Below are 15,922 nucleotides of genomic sequence, written 5' to 3'. Positions count from 1 at the left end.
AGCATCTGCATCCGGAGCGATCGGACCGGAAGCGACGGCGTCCGGAGCGACGGCGTCCGGAGCAACGGGAGCAGCGGACTGCTCCGCTCCGCTCCCCGAGAGCGCCGTCGACGCCGTGCGCGCCGGGTACGCGTTCACCGGCCCGGCCCTCGAGCTCGGTGCCCTCGTCAACGGCGACGCGCGGATCGACGTGCCCGTCCGCATCCCGCTCGGCATGCTCAACCGGCACGGCCTCGTCGTCGGCGCGACCGGCACCGGCAAGACGAAGACGCTGCAGGTCCTCGCCGAGCAGCTCTCGGCCCACGGCGTCCCCGTCTTCGCTGCGGACATCAAGGGCGACCTCTCCGGCCTCGCCACTCCGGGCACCGCGACCGACGCGCTGCTCGCCCGCACCCGCGGCATCGGCCAGGACTGGCGGGCGGAGGCGGCCCCCGCCGAGTACTTCGCGCTCGGCGGCATCGGCACCGGCGTCCCCGTCCGCGCCACCGTGACGGGATTCGGCGCGCTGCTGCTCGCGAAGGTGCTCGGCCTCAACCACACGCAGGAGTCGAGCCTCGGTCTCGTCTTCCACTACGCCGAGAGCGCCGGTCTCCCGCTCGTCGACCTGTCCGACCTCCGCGCCGTGCTCACCTACCTCGTCGGCGACGAGGGCAAGGCCGAGCTCGCCGAGCTCGGCGGGCTGTCGAAGGCGACCGCCGGGGTGATCCTCCGCGAGCTGATCGCGTTCGCCGACCAGGGCGCCGACGTGTTCTTCGGCGAGCCCGAGATCGACACGGCCGAGTTCCTCCGCCTCGCCGCCGACGGGCGCGGTGTCGTCAGCCTCCTCGAGGTCCCCGGAGTCGCCGACCGCCCGGCTCTGTTCTCCACCTTCCTGATGTGGCTGCTCGCCGACCTCTTCAACGACCTGCCCGAGGTCGGCGACCTCGACAAGCCGAAGCTGGTCTTCTTCTTCGACGAGGCCCACCTGCTCTTCCGCGACGCGTCGAAGGACTTCCTCGCCGCGATCACCCAGACCGTGCGCCTCATCCGCTCCAAGGGCGTCGGCATCGTCTTCGTCACGCAGACTCCGAAGGACGTGCCCGGCGACGTCCTCGCCCAGCTCGGCTCGCGCGTGCAGCACCAGCTCCGCGCGCACACGCCGGACGACGCGAAGGCACTCCGCGCCACCGTCTCGACCTACCCCGAGAGCGACTACGACCTCGGCGAGGTCCTCCAGGCGCTCCCCATCGGCGAGGCGATCGTGACGGTCATGAACGAGCGCGGCGCGCCGACCCCGGTCGCCTGGACGCGTCTGCGCGCCCCGCTCGGCTCGATGAAGCCCACCCCCGAGGCCGACCGCGAGGCGAGCGTCCAGCGCTCGCCGCTGCTCGCACGCTACGGCACGTCCCTCGACCGCGACTCCGCCCGCGAGATCCTCACCCGTCGGCTCGATGCCGCGGCCGACGCGGAGGAGGCCCGCGCCGCCGCCGAGCAGCAGGCCGACGACGATGCCCGCCGCGCGAAGGAGGACGTGCGCCGCGCGAAGGAGGAGACCGCGGACGCCGCCCGCCGCGCCAAGGAGCGGGCCGCCGCTGAGCGCGCCGCCGACCAGGCCGCCGAGCGCTCCCGGCGGCGCACGGCACCGACCTCGCGCGGGACCCGCACCGCCCGCCGCGACAAGACGGTCGTCGAGGAGGTCCTGGGCTCGAGCGCCGGCAGGACCCTCCTGCGGGAGGTCGTGCGCGGGATCTTCGGGACCGCTCGACGGCGCTGACGCGGCCGGGCGGCTCCGGGAGACGAGGCGCTAACGGGAGCGTGTTAGCGTCGGTAGCGTGAGTGAGAGCGGGACGACGCGGGAGCGGATCCTCCGGGCGACGGTGGAGCTGCTGGCGGACGGCGGGCGGGACGCGGTGTCGACGCGGGCGATCAGCGCGGCGGCGGGGGTGCAGGCGCCCACGATCTACCGGACGTTCGGCGACCTGCGCGGGCTGCTCGACTCGGCCGCGGCAGCCGGTTTCGCCACGGCTCTCGCCGACTTCGAGCGGAGCGAGGCGCCGGCCGACCCGGTCGACGCGCTCCGGGCCGCCTGGGACCACCACGTCGCCTTCGGGCTCGCCGAACCGCACCTCTACGCGCTGATGTTCACCGCGCGGCCGGGGGAGGAGTCGGAGGCGGCGCGCCTGTCCCGCGGCGTCCTCCTCGACGCGGTCCGCGCCGTCGCCGAGGCCGGCCGCCTCACGGTCGACGTCGAGCGCGCCTCCCGCCTGCTCCAGTCGGCCGCACTCGGCTGCACCCTCACGCTGACCGCCCTCGCCGACCCGGACGACGAGCTCTCGTCCCGCTCGCGCGAGTCCGTCCTCGCGGCGATCACCACGGCGGAGGCGGGCCCCACCGATCCCGCCGCCCGCGCGGTCGTCGCGCACGCCGTCGCCCTGCGCACCGCGCTGCCGCAGGTCGAGCCGCTCAGCCCGGGGGAGCGGCTCCTGCTCGACGAGTGGCTCGAGCGGATCGCGGACTGACGGTCGGCGTCGCCGGAGGGTCCGTATCGCCGCCCTGTCGTCCGCGATGTCGTAATACGGATGGCGACGGGCACGATCCGGGACCGGCACCTACGGTCGGATCATGTCGCGATCCATAGCCGAACTCTTCTTCCGCCCCGTCTGCGCCGCCTGCTCGGCCCCGCTCGTCGCCCGTCGTGGCGCGTTCTGCTCCGACTCCTGCGCGCGGACGAACCACCTCTACGGCTGATCCCGCGCCCGGCACGCGCCGGACGATCGGCGGCCCCTGCTCGGCGCGACGTCGTCGGCTGCGGCTGGGTGTGCCCCGGCAGGGCGAACCCGGCGATGCGTGAGTGGGCCGCTCCGATCGACGCCTTCACCGGTCGACCGGGCTCCGACGATCGGCCGCACCGGTTAAACAAAACGGTGCCCGTGCTGGCGAGAGCAACGGACACCGTTCGCGGAGGATGGGGGATTCGAACCCCCGAGGGCTTTCACCCAACACGCTTTCCAAGCGTGCGCCATAGGCCACTAGGCGAATCCTCCTGGCACGACCTGAGCCGCGACTCATCGATACTAGCCGGTGTCGGAGCCTTCCGCTGACCACGACCCCGACACGCCCCGCTCTCCTCGGCCGCCGTCGTCGGTTAGACTGTCACCCGGCTCCCCGCGTGGCGCCATCCAGGCCAACTCCCCCAGGGCGGAAACGCAGCAAGGGTAACCGGGCTCTGGCGGGTGCGCGGGGGGTCTTCTTCCGTTAACCGGCCCGCCTGCTCCGCCGATGGACCGCCGCACAGCCGCTACGAGGCCCTACCGACTGCGGACGCTCCTCCACAGCCGGGCGCCATGCACGCCCTCCCATCCCTGGCCTCTACTCAGCCAGGCGGAGGGACCCCCTCGGTAGGCTGGATCCGATGGTTCAGAGCATCTACATCTCGTCCGCCGAAGGTCATTCGGGCAAGTCCACGGTCGCCCTCGGCGTCCTCGATGCGCTCAGCAGCCAGGTGCAGCGGGTCGGCGTCTTCCGCCCGATCGCCCGCTCCACCTCCGAGCCGGACTACGTGCTCGAGATGCTGCTCGGCCACTCCGACTCGGGCCTCGCCTACGAGGACTGCATCGGCGTCACCTACGAGGACGTCCACGCCGACGGCGAGGCGGCGCTCTCGCGGATCGTCGAGCGCTACAAGGGCGTCGAGGCCCGGTGCGACGCCGTCGTCATCCTCGGCTCCGACTACACGGACGTCGGCAGCCCCACCGAGCTCGGCTACAACGCCCGCATCGCCGCCAACCTCGGTGCCCCGGTCCTGCTCGTCCTCACCGGCCGGGACTCGTCCCGCAGCGAGCAGCTGGGCCAGGCTCCCGCGCGCACGCCGGAGGAGATGCGCCAGATCACGGAGCTCGCCTCGGTCGAGCTGCGCACGGCCCACGCGAGCCTCATCGGAGTGATCGCGAACCGCGCCGATCCCGACACCGCCGCCGACGCCGTCGCCGCGATCCGCGAGAGCATCCCCGCCACCGTCCCGGTCTGGGCGATCCGCGAGGATCCGTTCCTCGTCGCTCCGAGCCTGTCCCGCCTGGTCGAGGCGGTCGACGGCGTCGTCGTCGCGGGCGATCCGGAGCTGCTCGGCCGCGAGGCGCTCGGCGTGGTGATCGCCGGCATGTCCATGGTGAACGTCCTGCCGCGGCTCACCGAGGGCGGCGTCGTGATCGTCCCCGGCGACCGGCCCGAGGTCGTCCTCGCCGTGATCATGGCGTACGCCTCCGGCACGTTTCCCACCGTCACCGGCATCATCCTCAACGGCGGCTTCGAGCTGCCGGAGCCGATCGTCCGGCTGATCGAGGGCGTCGACAGCCGCGTGCCGATCGTGATGACCGAGCTCGGCACCTACGACACCGCCGTCCGCGTCACTGCGGCCCGCGGCCGCCTGGCGGCCGACTCCCCGCGCAAGCGCGACACCTCCCTCGCCCTCTTCCAGGAGGCGGTCGACGCGGTCGAGCTGCTCACCCTCCTCGACGTCGGCCGGTCCGAGGTCGTCACGCCGCTGATGTTCGAGTACGGGCTGATCGAGCGCGCGCGCATCGCCGACCGCCACATCGTCCTGCCCGAGGGCGGCGACGACCGGATCCTCCGCGCCGCCGCGACCGTGCTCAAGCGCGGCATCGCCCGGCTCACGATCCTCGGCGAGGAGGCCGAGATCCGCGCCCGTGCGGCGGGCCTCGGCCTCGACCTCGACGGCGCGCGCGTGCTGAGCACCCTCGACCCCGAGCACCGCGCGCGCTTCGCCGAGGAGTACGCCCGCATCCGCGCGCACAAGGGCATCACCTACGACCACGCCTACGACACCGTCACGGACGTCTCCTACTTCGGCACGATGATGGTGCAGCTCGGCCTGGCCGACGGGATGGTCTCGGGAGCCGCGCACACGACCGCGCACACCATCCGCCCCGGCTTCGAGATCATCAAGACGAGCCCGGGCGTCTCCGTCGTCTCGAGCGTGTTCCTGATGGCGCTCGCCGACCGCGTGCTGGTCTACGGCGACTGCGCGGTGAACCCCGACCCCACCGAGGCGCAGCTCGCCGACATCGCGATCTCGTCCGCCGAGACCGCCCAGCAGTTCGGGATCGACCCCCGCATCGCGATGCTCTCCTACTCCACCGGCGAGAGCGGAGCCGGCGCCGACGTCGAGAAGGTCCGCGCGGCGACGACTCTGGTGCGCGAGCGCCGGCCCGACCTGCTCGTCGAGGGCCCGATCCAGTACGACGCGGCGGCCGACGCGGCGGTCGCGGCCTCGAAGATGCCCGGATCCCAGGTCGCCGGGCGCGCGACGGTGTTCATCTTCCCCGACCTCAACACGGGCAACAACACCTACAAGGCCGTGCAGCGCTCGGCCGGCGCCGTCGCCATCGGACCGGTCCTCCAGGGTCTGCGCAAGCCGGTCAACGACCTCTCGCGCGGCGCGCTCGTGCAGGACATCGTCAACACCGTCGCGATCACGGCCATCCAGGCCGCCACCCAGGCCATCGTCCCGCCCACCGCCGCCATCCCCGTGGTGCGCTAGCGGCGACCCCGCCGCCGCCCCTCCCGACCCCGATCACCCCAGGAGTCCCCTCATGTCCGTCGTCCTCGTCGTCAACAGCGGATCGTCGTCGTTCAAGTACCAGCTCATCGAGATGACCACCGAGGAGACGCTCGCCAGCGGCCTCGTCGAGCGGATCGGCGAGGACACCGGCCGCACGAAGCACACCCGCGACGGGGAGTCGTTCGAGATCGAGGGGCCGATCCCCGACCACACCGCCGGCTTCGACGCGATGATCCGCGCGTTCGGCGAGCACGGCCCGAGCCTCGACGAGTTCCCTCCCGTCGCCGTGGGCCACCGCGTCGTGCACGGCGGCAAGCGCTTCTTCGAGCCCACCGTCGTCACCGACCTGGTCAAGATCAACATCGAGGACCTCGCCGACCTCGCCCCGCTGCACAACCCCGCCAACCTCGAGGGCATCGAGGCGGCGCAGAAGGCCTTCCCGGACGTTCCGCACGTCGCCGTCTTCGACACCGCCTTCCACCACACGATCCCGGCCGAGGCGTCGACCTACGCGCTGCCCGCCGAGCTCGCCGAGAAGCACCGCGTCCGCCGCTACGGCTTCCACGGCACCTCGCACAAGTTCGTCTCGGAGGCCGCCGCCGCCTACCTCGGCCGCCGCCGCTCCGACCTGAAGACGATCGTCCTGCACCTGGGCAACGGAGCGTCCGCCTGCGCCGTCGACGGCGGCGTCTCCGTCGAGACCTCGATGGGCATGACCCCGCTCGAGGGCCTGGTGATGGGCACCCGCTCCGGCGACCTCGACCCGGCCGTCGTCTTCCACCTGGCCCGCAAGGCGGGCCTCTCGATCGACGAGCTCGACACCCTCCTCAACCGCCGAAGCGGCCTCCTCGGCCTCACGGGTCGCGGCGACATGCGCGACGTCCAGGAGGCGGCCGAGGCCGGCGACGAGCAGGCCCGCGCCGGGCTCGAGGTCTACTACCACCGCCTCCGCCACTACATCGGGGCCTTCTACGCCCAGCTGGGCCGCGTCGACGCCGTGGTGTTCACGGCCGGAGTCGGCGAGAACGTCGCCGCCGTCCGAGCCGGCGCCCTCCGCGGCCTCGAGGGCCTGGGCATCGAGCTCGACCCCGAGCGCAACACGTCCTCCGACCGCGGCGCCCGCCGCATCTCCACCGACGACTCCCGCGTCGCCGTCCTCGTGATCCCCACGAACGAGGAGCTGGAGATCGCCCGGCAGAGCTTGTCGGTCGTGTAGCGGCGGAGCCGCGACACGACTCGCGGTCGGCTTCCGGGGGTGGCGGCTCCCGTGGAGCGGCTCCTGTCGGGCTGTCCTGAATCGCTGGCACGCGGCGGTGCTCGCTCGTCGTGCAGCGGTGGCCCGCTGCGCGACCTCGGTCGGCCTCTCAGGGGTTTGCGTTCCGCAGAGCGTGGAGCGTCGGGGTGCCCTGAATCGCTCGCACGCGGCGGTGCTCGCTCGTCGTGCAGCGGTGGCCCGCTGCACGACCGCGGTCGGCTTCTCGTGGGCCTGCGTTGCGCAGAGCGGGTCTTGTCGGGCTGCCCTGAATCGCTCGCACGCGATTCCGGGTCGCGCCCTCTGCCGAACACGCGGCGACCCTCGCTGGTCGAGTAGCCGCGGGACGCGGCGTGTCGAGAGCCACCGAGTACGAGGGGGATCTCGATGCGCCCGCTGTGCAGGCTGCTCCATCCGCAGGAGCCGGCTGAGGAGCCCCGGCTCAGGGCAGCAGGCGCGCGTTGCCCGCGTAGAGGTTGAAGCCGGAGCCGCGGCTGAAGCCGATCAGGGTGAGGCCGGAGTCGCGAGCCAGGTCCACCGCCAGCGACGACGGGGCACCGACCGCGGCGAGCAGGGGGATGCCGGCCATCACGGCCTTCTGCACCAGCTCGAACGAGGCGCGCCCCGACACCTGCAGCAGCGTCCCCCGCAATGGCAGCCGCCCCTCCCGGAGCCCCCAGCCGACCACCTTGTCCACGGCGTTGTGCCGCCCGACGTCCTCCCGGAGCACCAGCAGCGAGCCGTCCGCGTCGAACAGCCCGGCCGCGTGGACGCCGCCCGTCCGCTCGAACACCGCCTGCGCCTCGCGGAGCCGATCAGGGAGCGAGACCAGCAGCTCCCGCTCGACCCGCAGGTCGTCCTCCGCGACGCTCCACGCCGAGTCGGTGGCGACCGCCTCGAGTGACGCGAGCCCGCACACTCCGCACGAGCTCGTCGTGTACACCGACCGCTCGCGCTCGAGCAGCACGGCCTCCCGCCCGCCGCGAACGCTCGCGTCGACCACGTTGTACGTGTTCTCGCCCGGCCCGGAGCCGCTCGCGCAGTAGCGCATCGCCGCCAGCTGCTCCGACTCTGTGAGCACCCCCTCGGACACCAGGAATCCCGCGACCAGGTCGAAGTCGTCGCCGGGCGTGCGCATGGTCACGCTGAAGCGCCGTCCGCCGACGCGGATCTCGAGCGGCTCCTCGACGGCCAGGACGTCCTCGCGACGGCGGGGCGGATCGTCGGCGCGGACGGCGGTCAGGCGGGTGCGGGCGACACTGCGGCTCATGGGTCTCCTCAGGCGGTGGAGGTCATCCTCCCACCGGGAACCGGGAGCGATGCCGGCGTGCGGACGTACGATGCAGGAATGGTCGATGACGCCGAGCCCCGCGAGAGTCCGATCGACGAGAGCCGCATCTCCGTCCGGTCGCCGAAGAGACGCGCCGTCGGGATCCCCGGCGTCGCCCACGCCCTCGAGATCTCGCTCAAGCAGATGGGCCCGGTGCGCAGCGCCGAGACGCTCCTGCGGGTGAACCAGAAGACCGGATTCGACTGCCCGGGCTGCGCCTGGCCGGAGGGCGACAAGCGCCACGTCGCCGAGTTCTGCGAGAACGGAGCGAAGGCGGTCGCCGAGGAGGCCACGCTCCGCACCGTCACATCGGCCTTCTTCGCCGCGCACCCCGTCGCGGAGCTGGAGGAGTGGGACGACTTCGCGCTCGGCCAGCAGGGCCGGCTGACGGAGCCGATGCTGCTCGAGGAGGGCGCCACGCACTACCGGCCGGTGGGCTGGGATGAGGCGCTCGACCTCGTGGCTGAGGAGCTGCGAGCCTGCGCGAGCCCCGACGAGGCGATCTTCTACACGTCCGGCCGGACCTCGAACGAGTCGGCCTTCGTCTACCAGCTGATGGTCCGCGGCTTCGGCACGAACAACCTGCCCGACTGCTCGAACATGTGCCACGAGTCCAGCGGATCCGCCCTCACTGAGACGATCGGGATCGGCAAGGGCTCGGTGAGCCTGCGCGACGTGGAGCGGGCACCGCTGATCATCGTCGCCGGCCAGAACCCCGGAACGAACCACCCGCGGATGCTGACCGCGCTGGAGCGCGCCAAGCGCGCCGGCGGCACCATCGTGGCCGTGAATCCGCTGCCGGAGGCGGGGCTGCTCCGCTTCCAGAACCCGCAGACCGTCCGCGGCACCCTGGGCGACGGCACGGCCCTCGCCGACCACTTCCTCCAGGTCCGGCTGGGCGGCGACCAGGCCCTGTTCCAGGGTCTGGGCAAGGCGCTGCTCGAGGCGGAGGAGGCGCGCGGCGACGTCTTCGACCACGCCTTCATCCGCGAGAGCACCGGCGGCCTCGCCGAGTACCTCCACGGGCTGCGGGAGGTCCAGTGGGACGAGATCGAGCGGGCGAGCGGGATCGACGAGACGCGCATCCGCACCGTCGCCGAGCTGATCGCGGCGTCCGAGGGCACCGTCGTCTGCTGGGCGATGGGCCTCACGCAGCACGCGCACTCGGTCGCGACGCTCAAGGACGTCGTCAACGTGCTCCTGCTCACCGGCAACATCGGCAAGCCCGGCGCGGGCGTCTGCCCGGTGCGCGGCCACTCGAACGTGCAGGGCGACCGCACGATGGGCATCTTCGAGCGGATGCCGGACTCCTTCCACGACGCGCTCGACCGCGAGTTCTCCTTCTCCTCCCCGCGCGTGCACGGGACGGACACGGTCGCCGCGATCCGGGCGATGCGCGACGGGAAGGCCCGCGTGTTCATGGGGCTCGGCGGCAACTTCGCCCGGGCGACGCCCGACAGCGGAGTGACGGAGGCGGCGATGCGCTCGCTCGCCCTCACCGTCCACGTCTCGACCAAGCTCAACCGCTCGCACGTGGTCACCGGCCGGCGCGCGCTGATCCTGCCCACCCTCGGCCGCACCGACTCCGACGTGCAGCGCTCGGGCGAGCAGCGGGTCACGGTCGAGGACTCGATGAGCGCCGTGCACGCCTCCCGGGGCCGCCTGCGCCCGCCGAGCCCGGGCCTGCGCTCGGAGGTGGCGATCCTCACGGGGATCGCGGAGCGGCTGCTCGAGGGCCGCGAGAACGTCCCCCGGGTCGACTGGGCGGGACTGCGCGACGACTACCGCCGCATCCGCTCGCACATCGCCAACGTCGTCCCCGGTTTCGACGGCTTCGAGGCCCGGATCGACGTGCCCGGCGGCTTCGTCCTCCCGCACCCGCCGCGCGACTCGCGCCGCTTCGACACCCCCTCCGGCCTGGCCCGCTTCACCGCGAATCCGCTCGAGTACCCGCGGGTTCCGGAGGGCAGGCTGCTGCTGCAGACGCTGCGCTCGCACGACCAGTTCAACACCACGATCTACGGCAAGGACGACCGCTACCGCGGGATCCACGACGGCCGCCGGGTGGTGTTCGTCCACGCCGACGACGTCGCCGAGCTGGGCTTCGCGGACGGCGCGATGGTCGACCTGGTCTCGGAGTGGCCCGACGGCGTCGAGCGGCGGGCGGAGGCGTTCCGCGTCGTGGCGTACGACACGCCCCGCGGCTGCGCGGCCGCCTACTACCCCGAGACGAACGTCCTCGTACCGCTGGACTCGACCGCGAAGATCAGCAACACGCCGACCTCGAAGTCGGTCGTGATCCGCCTCGAACCGGCGGCGTAGGCCTCACCAGGGCAGCGGCAGCAGGCGCACCGAGTCGCCCGCTGCCGCTCCCGGTGCGGGCACGACGGCCACGGCCTCCGAGGCGGCGAGACCGGTGAGCATGTGCGAGCGGATGCCGGCGGAGGCCCGCCAGCCGTCCTCGCCGGAGGAGACGGGCACGAGCACCGTGGTCCCCGCGCGCCCGAGCGGCTCGGCGAGGACGCCCCGGCCGAGAGGTCGGGCAGCGGCGCCCGACGCCGCGTCGAGGGCCGGCGGCAGGAAGGAGAGCGCCGCGAGCAGGGCGGCGAGCGGATTGCCCGGCAGCGCGATCACCAGCGTCCCGCCCGGCAGCAGCGCAGCCATGGTCGGGTGGCCGGGGCGCATGCCGACGCCGTCGACGAGGACGCGCGCGCCCACCGCATCGAGGGCGCGACGGACCGCGTCCACCCGGGAGCGCCCGGTCCCGCCCGTCGTGAGGAGGATCGGCGCCGTGCCCGCCAGCAGCGTCCATGCGATCGCCTCCTCGTCGTCGCCGCGGCGCACGATCTCTCCCACGGCTCCGCCCGAGAGCTCGACCAGCGCGGGCAGCAGCGGCGTGAACGCGTCGCGCACCCGTCCGGCGGGCGGCATCCCCTCGGTGTCGACCTCGTCCCCCGTGAGGAGCAGGTCGACCGCGGCGGGCGGGCGGACGTCGAGCGCGTCGATCCCGGCGACCGCGAGCAGGGCGAGGTGCGCGGGAGTGAGGCGGGTCCGGGCATCGACCAGCACGGCTCCGCGGGCGGCCTCGTCGCCCGCGCGCCGGACGTGGCGGCCGGGCGGGAGGGGCGCCCGCGCCGTGAGCAGGTCGTCGCGGACCGCGCCCTGCTCGGACGGCAGCACCGCGTCGCTCCAGTCGGGCACGGCGGCTCCGGTGACGATCGGCGCGGCGGTGCCGTCCTCGAGCGGCCAGGGCCCGGGTCCGCGCACGGCCCAGCCGTCCATGGCCGAGGAGTCGTAGTGGGGGAGCGGCCGGGCGGCGGTGACGGCGCGGTCGAGGACGGCTCCGCGGGCGTCGAGGAGGGGGACTGTCGAGACGCCGGAGCGCGCCACCGCTTCGCCGACGATCCGCCTGGCCTCGTCCCAGTCGGTCGCCTCGTGCCCGTGTGCGCTCATCCCGTCCATTCTCCCGGGGCTCGGGGCGGGCCCTGGGCAGGACCCGCCCCGTCGGTCATCCCAGGTAGCCGTTCGGGTTCAGCACGAACTTCTTCGCGGCGCCCTTGTCGAAGTCGGCGTAGCCGCGGGGAGCGTCGTCCAGGCTGATCGCGGTGGCCTGGACCGCGTCGGCGATGTGGACCCGGTCGTGCAGGATCGCCATCATCAGCTGCCGGTTGTACTTCATGACCGGGCACTGGCCCGTGGTGAAGGACAGCGACTTCGCCCAGCCGAGCCCGAGGCGGATCGACAGCGAGCCCTCCTGGGCCGCCTCGTCGACTCCGCCCGGGTCGCCTGTGACGTAGAGGCCCGGGATGCCGAGGGCGCCGCCCGCCGCGGTGATCGACATCAGCGAGTTCAGCACCGTCGCCGGCGCCTCCTTCCCCGAGTCGGCGCCGTTGCCGTGCGCCTCGAAGCCGACGGCGTCCACTCCGCAGTCGACCTCGGGCACGCCGAGGATCTGCTCGATCTGGCCGGCCGGATCGCCCTTCGAGACGTCGACCGTCTCGCAGCCGAAGGAGCGCGCCTGCGCCAGACGCTCCTCGTTGAGGTCCGCGACGATCACGACGGCCGCTCCGAGCAGCTGCGCTCCGACCGCCGCGGCGAGTCCGACCGGTCCCGCTCCTGCGACGTAGACCGTGGAGCCGACGCCGACCCCGGCGGTCACCGCGCCGTGGAAGCCCGTCGGGAAGATGTCCGAGAGCATCGTCAGATCGAGGATCTTCTCGAGCGCCTGATCGCGGTCCGGGAACACCAGGAGGTTCCAGTCGGCGTAGGGGACCATCACGTACTCGGCCTGCCCGCCGACCCAGCCGCCCATGTCGACGTAGCCGTACGCGCTGCCCGGGCGGTCCGGATTCACGTTGAGGCAGATGCCGGTCTTGCGCTCCTTGCAGTTGCGGCAGCGGCCGCAGGCGATGTTGAACGGCACGGACACGATGTCGCCGACCTTGACGAACTCGACGTCGGGGCCGACCTCCACGACCTCGCCGGTGATCTCGTGGCCGAGCACGAGGTCCGACGGAGCGGTGGTGCGGCCGCGGACCATGTGCTGGTCCGAGCCGCAGATGTTGGTGGAGACGGTGCGGAGGATGGCGCCGTGCGGCAGCTTCCGCCCGATGTTCGCCGGATTGACGCCGGGTCCGTCCTTCAGCTCGAAGGTGGGGTAGTCGATGTCGATGACCTCGACGACTCCGGGGGACTTGTAGGCGACGGCTCTGTTGCCTGACATGCGGGGCTCCTTCAGATGGACGACCGCGGCGCAGTCGGCCGCGGGAGTCCTGCGCCGCTCTCGGTCCGAGCCGCGGCGCCGGGACTCGGGGGAACCGTACGGCGTCGACCTGGTGCCGGATCGAGGCCGGTGGAGTAGCGTCTCAGGAGGCGTGCGGACGCTCGTCCACCGCCCGGTGCGAGGCCGCGAGCGCCGCGTCGAGCGCGTCCCGTCCACCCCCGGCCAGGCCCGCCGCGTAGCCCGCGAGGAACGTGGTCAGCGGAGCCGCTGGCCGGACCACTCCGTGCGCCGCGCGACCGGCGAGGGCGAGCAGGGCGTCCGGGTCCACCGGGACCTCGCCGAGGCCGAGCGCGGAGCACAGCTCGGCCCACCAGCCGGCGAGCACCTCCTCGGTGGGGCGGGCGCCGTCGGAGGCGGAGGGGCGGGGGCCGGTCGTGTCGTCCATCCGCTCAGTCTGCGCCGCGCGGGACCGGCAGGTCGATCCCGTGCCGGTGCGCGTCGGCGGGCGCGTCGACGTCGTCGGTCGTCCCTCCGGGCACCGTCACGAGCCGCGGGGGAAGGACCCGGAGGAGGGCGCGCACCGAGGCGCCGTCGGGATCGCCGAGCGCGGTGAGCGCTTCGACGAGGGCCGCTCGCCGGTGCACGCCGAGGAGCTGCTGGGCTCGGCCGCTCGCGTCGACGGCCAGGAGGGAGGCCTCGACGGCGCTCGATGCGACCTCGAGCAGCGTGTGCACGGCGGGAGCGGGGGCGACGAGATCGGCGGCGAGAACGACGACCCAGTCCGGAGCGCCCGGGCGGTCGAGCAGGGGCAGCGCGGCGGCCAGGCCCGCGACCGGGCCGCCGAACGGCGGATCCTCCTGGACGAGCTCGGCGCCGTCGACGGCCTGTGCGAGCGACGACGGTCCGGCCACGACCCTCCGCTCGGCTCCGCGCACGGCTGCGAGGGCGGTGCCGAGGAGCGTCGACTCGCGGTGCCGGAGGAGCGGCTTGACCGCGCCGCCGAGGCGGGAAGCGCGTCCGCCGGCGAGCACGACCGCGTCGAAGCGGGGGAGCGGAGGCGGCGGGAGCACGGGACCGAGGCTACGCGCGCTCGGAGGTCCGCCGTCCCGGCTCCGGTGTCGGAGGTCGCGGCTACTCTTGTCGGGTGGTAGCAGCCCTGTATCGCCGGTACCGGCCCGAGACGTTCGCCGAGATGATCGGCCAGTCCCAGGTGACGGATCCGCTCATGACGGCGCTCCGCACCAACCGCGTCAACCACGCCTACCTCTTCAGCGGCCCCCGCGGCTGCGGCAAGACCACCTCGGCGCGCATCCTCGCCCGCTGCCTCAACTGCGCGACGGGCCCGACCGACACCCCCTGCGGCGTCTGCGACAGCTGCGTCGAGCTCAGCCGCGAGGGCCAGGGCTCGCTCGACGTGGTCGAGATCGACGCGGCGAGCCACAACGGAGTCGACGACGCGCGCGATCTGCGCGAGCGCGCCATCTTCGCCCCGGCGCGCGACCGCTTCAAGATCTTCATCCTCGACGAGGCGCACATGGTCACGCCGCAGGGCTTCAACGCGCTGCTCAAGATCGTGGAGGAGCCGCCGGAGCACGTGAAGTTCATCTTCGCGACCACGGAGCCGGACAAGGTCATCGGCACGATCCGCTCGCGCACGCACCACTACCCGTTCCGGCTCGTCCCGCCGGCGCAGATGCTCGACTACACGCAGGAGCTCTGCGAGCGCGAGGGCGTGCACGTGGCGGCCGGCGTGCTGCCGCTCGTGGTCCGCGCGGGCGGCGGGTCCGTCCGCGACACGCTCTCCCTGCTCGACCAGCTGATGGCCGGCTCCGAGGCCGAGACCGTCGAGTACGAGCGGGCCGTCGCCCTCCTCGGCTACACCCACGGCGCCCTGCTCGACGAGGTGGTCGACGCGCTCGCCGAGCACGACTCCGCCGAGGCGTTCGGAGCGGTCGACCGCGTCATCCAGACGGGGCAGGACCCGCGCCGCTTCGTCGAGGACCTGCTCGAGAAGCTCCGCGACCTGATCGTCGTCGCGGCGACCGGGGGAGCGGCCTCGGCCGTGCTCCGCGGCGTCTCGCAGGACGAGCTCGACCGCATGGCCGGCCAGTCGCGCGCGCTCGGCCTGGCCGAGCTCTCGCGCATCGCCGACGTGGTCAACGAGGCCCTCACCGAGATGACCGGTGCGACCTCGCCGCGCCTGCACCTCGAGCTGATGATCGCCCGCACCCTGGTGCACGGCACCGGCGCCGGCATCGCGCCCGCTGCGGCCCAGGAGGAGCGCCCGCGGCACGAGGCCGCGCCGCGCGAGTCCGCGGCGCCCGCCCCGCGGTCGTCCGAGGCGTCGCGCGCGTCCGAGCCGTCCCGTGCGCCCGAGCCCCACCACGCCTCGCACGCCGCCGCTCCCGGCTCGGTGCCCGAGTCCATCGCGGCCGCTCCGCGCACCGAGGCGCCGGTGACGGCGTCCGCACCGGTCGCTGCGCCGCCGGTGACGGCGCCCGACGAGACGGCGGCCGCCCCGGAGGCGGACGAGTCCGCGCCGGCCGAGTCAGGACGCCCCCGCGCGACGACCGCCGCGGCGGCTCGTCCGGAGCCGGTCGGGCAGGAGCCGTCGGATCAGGCCGCTGCGTCCACTGAGGCGCCCCCAGCCTCGGCGCCCGCTGCCTCCGCACCCGCTGCGGCCGCGGGCGACGCACCCGCCGACGGCGCGGTCACCCTCCAGCGGATGAAGGACACCTGGCCCGAGATCCTCGAGGTCGTGCAGAAGGCGAAGATGACCGCCTGGCTGGTGGCCTACACCGCCCAGGTGCGCGCCCTCAAGGACGACGTGCTGACCCTCTCGTTCCCGAGCCAGAACGACGTCGAGTCGTTCAAGATGCCGGGAACCGCCGGGCAGCCCGGAGTCAGCGAGTACCTGCGTCAGGCGATCCAGCAGGTCCTCGGCCTGCGGGTGAAGTACATCGCCCGCGTCGAGCCTCGCGCTGCCGCCCCGGAGGCCGAGCGCGCCGCCGTCGAGGCGACCGCCGCGCCCGCCCCGGCTGCGCCGATCCCGGCCGCGAC

General features: G+C 73.5%; 12 protein-coding genes, 1 tRNA gene and 1 other RNA gene. 8 read left to right on the top strand and 6 right to left on the bottom strand.

The annotated features are described in order from the left end of the window. Nucleotides 1-19 precede the first annotated feature (19 nt). The 3 genes from C5C54_RS16825 (at nucleotide 20) to C5C54_RS18435 (ending at nucleotide 2,727) form a co-directional block, all read left to right on the top strand. Nucleotides 20-1,753 carry a helicase HerA-like domain-containing protein gene (locus C5C54_RS16825; RefSeq protein ID WP_104340489.1) on the top strand — a complete coding sequence of 578 codons (1,734 nt, stop codon included), beginning with the start codon at nucleotides 20-22 and terminating at the stop codon, nucleotides 1,751-1,753. A gap of 58 nt (nucleotides 1,754-1,811) precedes the next feature. Then, complete coding sequence (locus C5C54_RS16820) at nucleotides 1,812-2,498, top strand: TetR/AcrR family transcriptional regulator (RefSeq protein WP_104288836.1); 687 nt, start codon at nucleotides 1,812-1,814, stop codon at nucleotides 2,496-2,498. 103 nt (nucleotides 2,499-2,601) lie between these two features. Beyond that, nucleotides 2,602-2,727: a hypothetical protein gene (locus C5C54_RS18435; RefSeq protein WP_258060618.1), complete on the top strand. Its 126-nt coding sequence runs from the start codon at nucleotides 2,602-2,604 to the stop codon at nucleotides 2,725-2,727. Between the two features lie 211 nt (nucleotides 2,728-2,938). Here C5C54_RS18435 and C5C54_RS16815 read toward each other — a convergent pair. After that, nucleotides 2,939-3,023: transfer RNA gene (locus C5C54_RS16815), tRNA-Ser, on the bottom strand. A 112-nt stretch (nucleotides 3,024-3,135) separates the two neighbouring features. Between C5C54_RS16815 and ffs the strand changes: the two genes are divergently transcribed. The 3 genes from ffs to C5C54_RS16800 all read left to right on the top strand — a co-directional run bounded on the left by ffs (nucleotide 3,136) and on the right by C5C54_RS16800 (nucleotide 6,773). Continuing rightward, an RNA gene (gene ffs / locus C5C54_RS16810) (signal recognition particle sRNA small type) lies at nucleotides 3,136-3,232 on the top strand. 159 nt (nucleotides 3,233-3,391) lie between these two features. Beyond that, a complete protein-coding gene (gene pta / locus C5C54_RS16805) occupies nucleotides 3,392-5,536 on the top strand; it encodes a phosphate acetyltransferase (RefSeq protein ID WP_104288835.1) in 2,145 nt (714 codons plus the stop codon). A gap of 52 nt (nucleotides 5,537-5,588) precedes the next feature. Beyond that, on the top strand, nucleotides 5,589-6,773 hold the full coding sequence (locus C5C54_RS16800) for an acetate/propionate family kinase (RefSeq protein ID WP_104227458.1): 1,185 nt from the start codon (nucleotides 5,589-5,591) through the stop codon (nucleotides 6,771-6,773). A 478-nt stretch (nucleotides 6,774-7,251) separates the two neighbouring features. On the opposite strand, the gene fdhD is transcribed toward C5C54_RS16800, so the two are convergent. After that, nucleotides 7,252-8,079, bottom strand: coding sequence for a formate dehydrogenase accessory sulfurtransferase FdhD (gene fdhD / locus C5C54_RS16795; protein WP_104288834.1), 828 nt, complete (start codon nucleotides 8,077-8,079; stop codon nucleotides 7,252-7,254). Between the two features lie 78 nt (nucleotides 8,080-8,157). Here fdhD and C5C54_RS16790 point away from each other — a divergent pair, with 78 nt between their 5' ends. After that, a complete protein-coding gene (locus tag C5C54_RS16790) occupies nucleotides 8,158-10,461 on the top strand; it encodes an FdhF/YdeP family oxidoreductase (protein ID WP_104288833.1) in 2,304 nt (767 codons plus the stop codon). A 3-nt stretch (nucleotides 10,462-10,464) separates the two neighbouring features. Here the strand turns inward: C5C54_RS16790 and C5C54_RS16785 are convergent, their stop codons facing one another. The 4 genes from C5C54_RS16785 to C5C54_RS16770 all read right to left on the bottom strand — a co-directional run bounded on the left by C5C54_RS16785 (nucleotide 10,465) and on the right by C5C54_RS16770 (nucleotide 13,932). Continuing rightward, nucleotides 10,465-11,592 (bottom strand): molybdopterin molybdotransferase MoeA, encoded by a 1,128-nt coding sequence (locus C5C54_RS16785; protein WP_181127924.1) that lies wholly within the window; start codon nucleotides 11,590-11,592, stop codon nucleotides 10,465-10,467. 55 nt (nucleotides 11,593-11,647) lie between these two features. Continuing rightward, entirely contained in the window at nucleotides 11,648-12,862 is a 1,215-nt protein-coding gene (gene fdhA, locus C5C54_RS16780) for a formaldehyde dehydrogenase, glutathione-independent (protein ID WP_104225123.1), read from the bottom strand. A 142-nt stretch (nucleotides 12,863-13,004) separates the two neighbouring features. Continuing rightward, nucleotides 13,005-13,307: a DUF6457 domain-containing protein gene (locus C5C54_RS16775; protein WP_219812223.1), complete on the bottom strand. Its 303-nt coding sequence runs from the start codon at nucleotides 13,305-13,307 to the stop codon at nucleotides 13,005-13,007. Between the two features lie 4 nt (nucleotides 13,308-13,311). Continuing rightward, entirely contained in the window at nucleotides 13,312-13,932 is a 621-nt protein-coding gene (locus tag C5C54_RS16770; RefSeq protein ID WP_258059556.1) for a molybdenum cofactor guanylyltransferase, read from the bottom strand. Between the two features lie 74 nt (nucleotides 13,933-14,006). On the opposite strand from C5C54_RS16770, the gene C5C54_RS16765 reads away from it, so the two are divergent. Then, on the top strand, nucleotides 14,007-15,922 hold a 1,916-nt coding region (locus C5C54_RS16765; RefSeq protein WP_104288838.1), incomplete at its 3' end, for a DNA polymerase III subunit gamma and tau.

Origin of the sequence: Rathayibacter sp. AY1F2 (genome assembly GCF_002930885.1) — a bacterium.
In the GTDB taxonomy this organism is placed as follows: domain Bacteria; phylum Actinomycetota; class Actinomycetes; order Actinomycetales; family Microbacteriaceae; genus Rathayibacter.
The sequence above is the reverse complement of the archived record's forward strand: the minus strand, read 5'-3'. Positions and strand labels throughout refer to the sequence as shown.

Coding starts and splice junctions, on each gene's coding strand:
- C5C54_RS18435 (WP_258060618.1), top strand. CDS start 2,602: ATGTCGCGATCCATAGCCGAACTCTTCTTCCGCCCCGTCTGCGCCGCC.
- pta (WP_104288835.1), top strand. CDS start 3,392: ATGGTTCAGAGCATCTACATCTCGTCCGCCGAAGGTCATTCGGGCAAG.
- C5C54_RS16800 (WP_104227458.1), top strand. CDS start 5,589: ATGTCCGTCGTCCTCGTCGTCAACAGCGGATCGTCGTCGTTCAAGTAC.
- fdhD (WP_104288834.1), bottom strand. CDS start 8,079: ATGAGCCGCAGTGTCGCCCGCACCCGCCTGACCGCCGTCCGCGCCGAC.
- C5C54_RS16790 (WP_104288833.1), top strand. CDS start 8,158: ATGGTCGATGACGCCGAGCCCCGCGAGAGTCCGATCGACGAGAGCCGC.
- C5C54_RS16785 (WP_181127924.1), bottom strand. CDS start 11,592: ATGAGCGCACACGGGCACGAGGCGACCGACTGGGACGAGGCCAGGCGG.
- fdhA (WP_104225123.1), bottom strand. CDS start 12,862: ATGTCAGGCAACAGAGCCGTCGCCTACAAGTCCCCCGGAGTCGTCGAG.
- C5C54_RS16775 (WP_219812223.1), bottom strand. CDS start 13,307: ATGGACGACACGACCGGCCCCCGCCCCTCCGCCTCCGACGGCGCCCGC.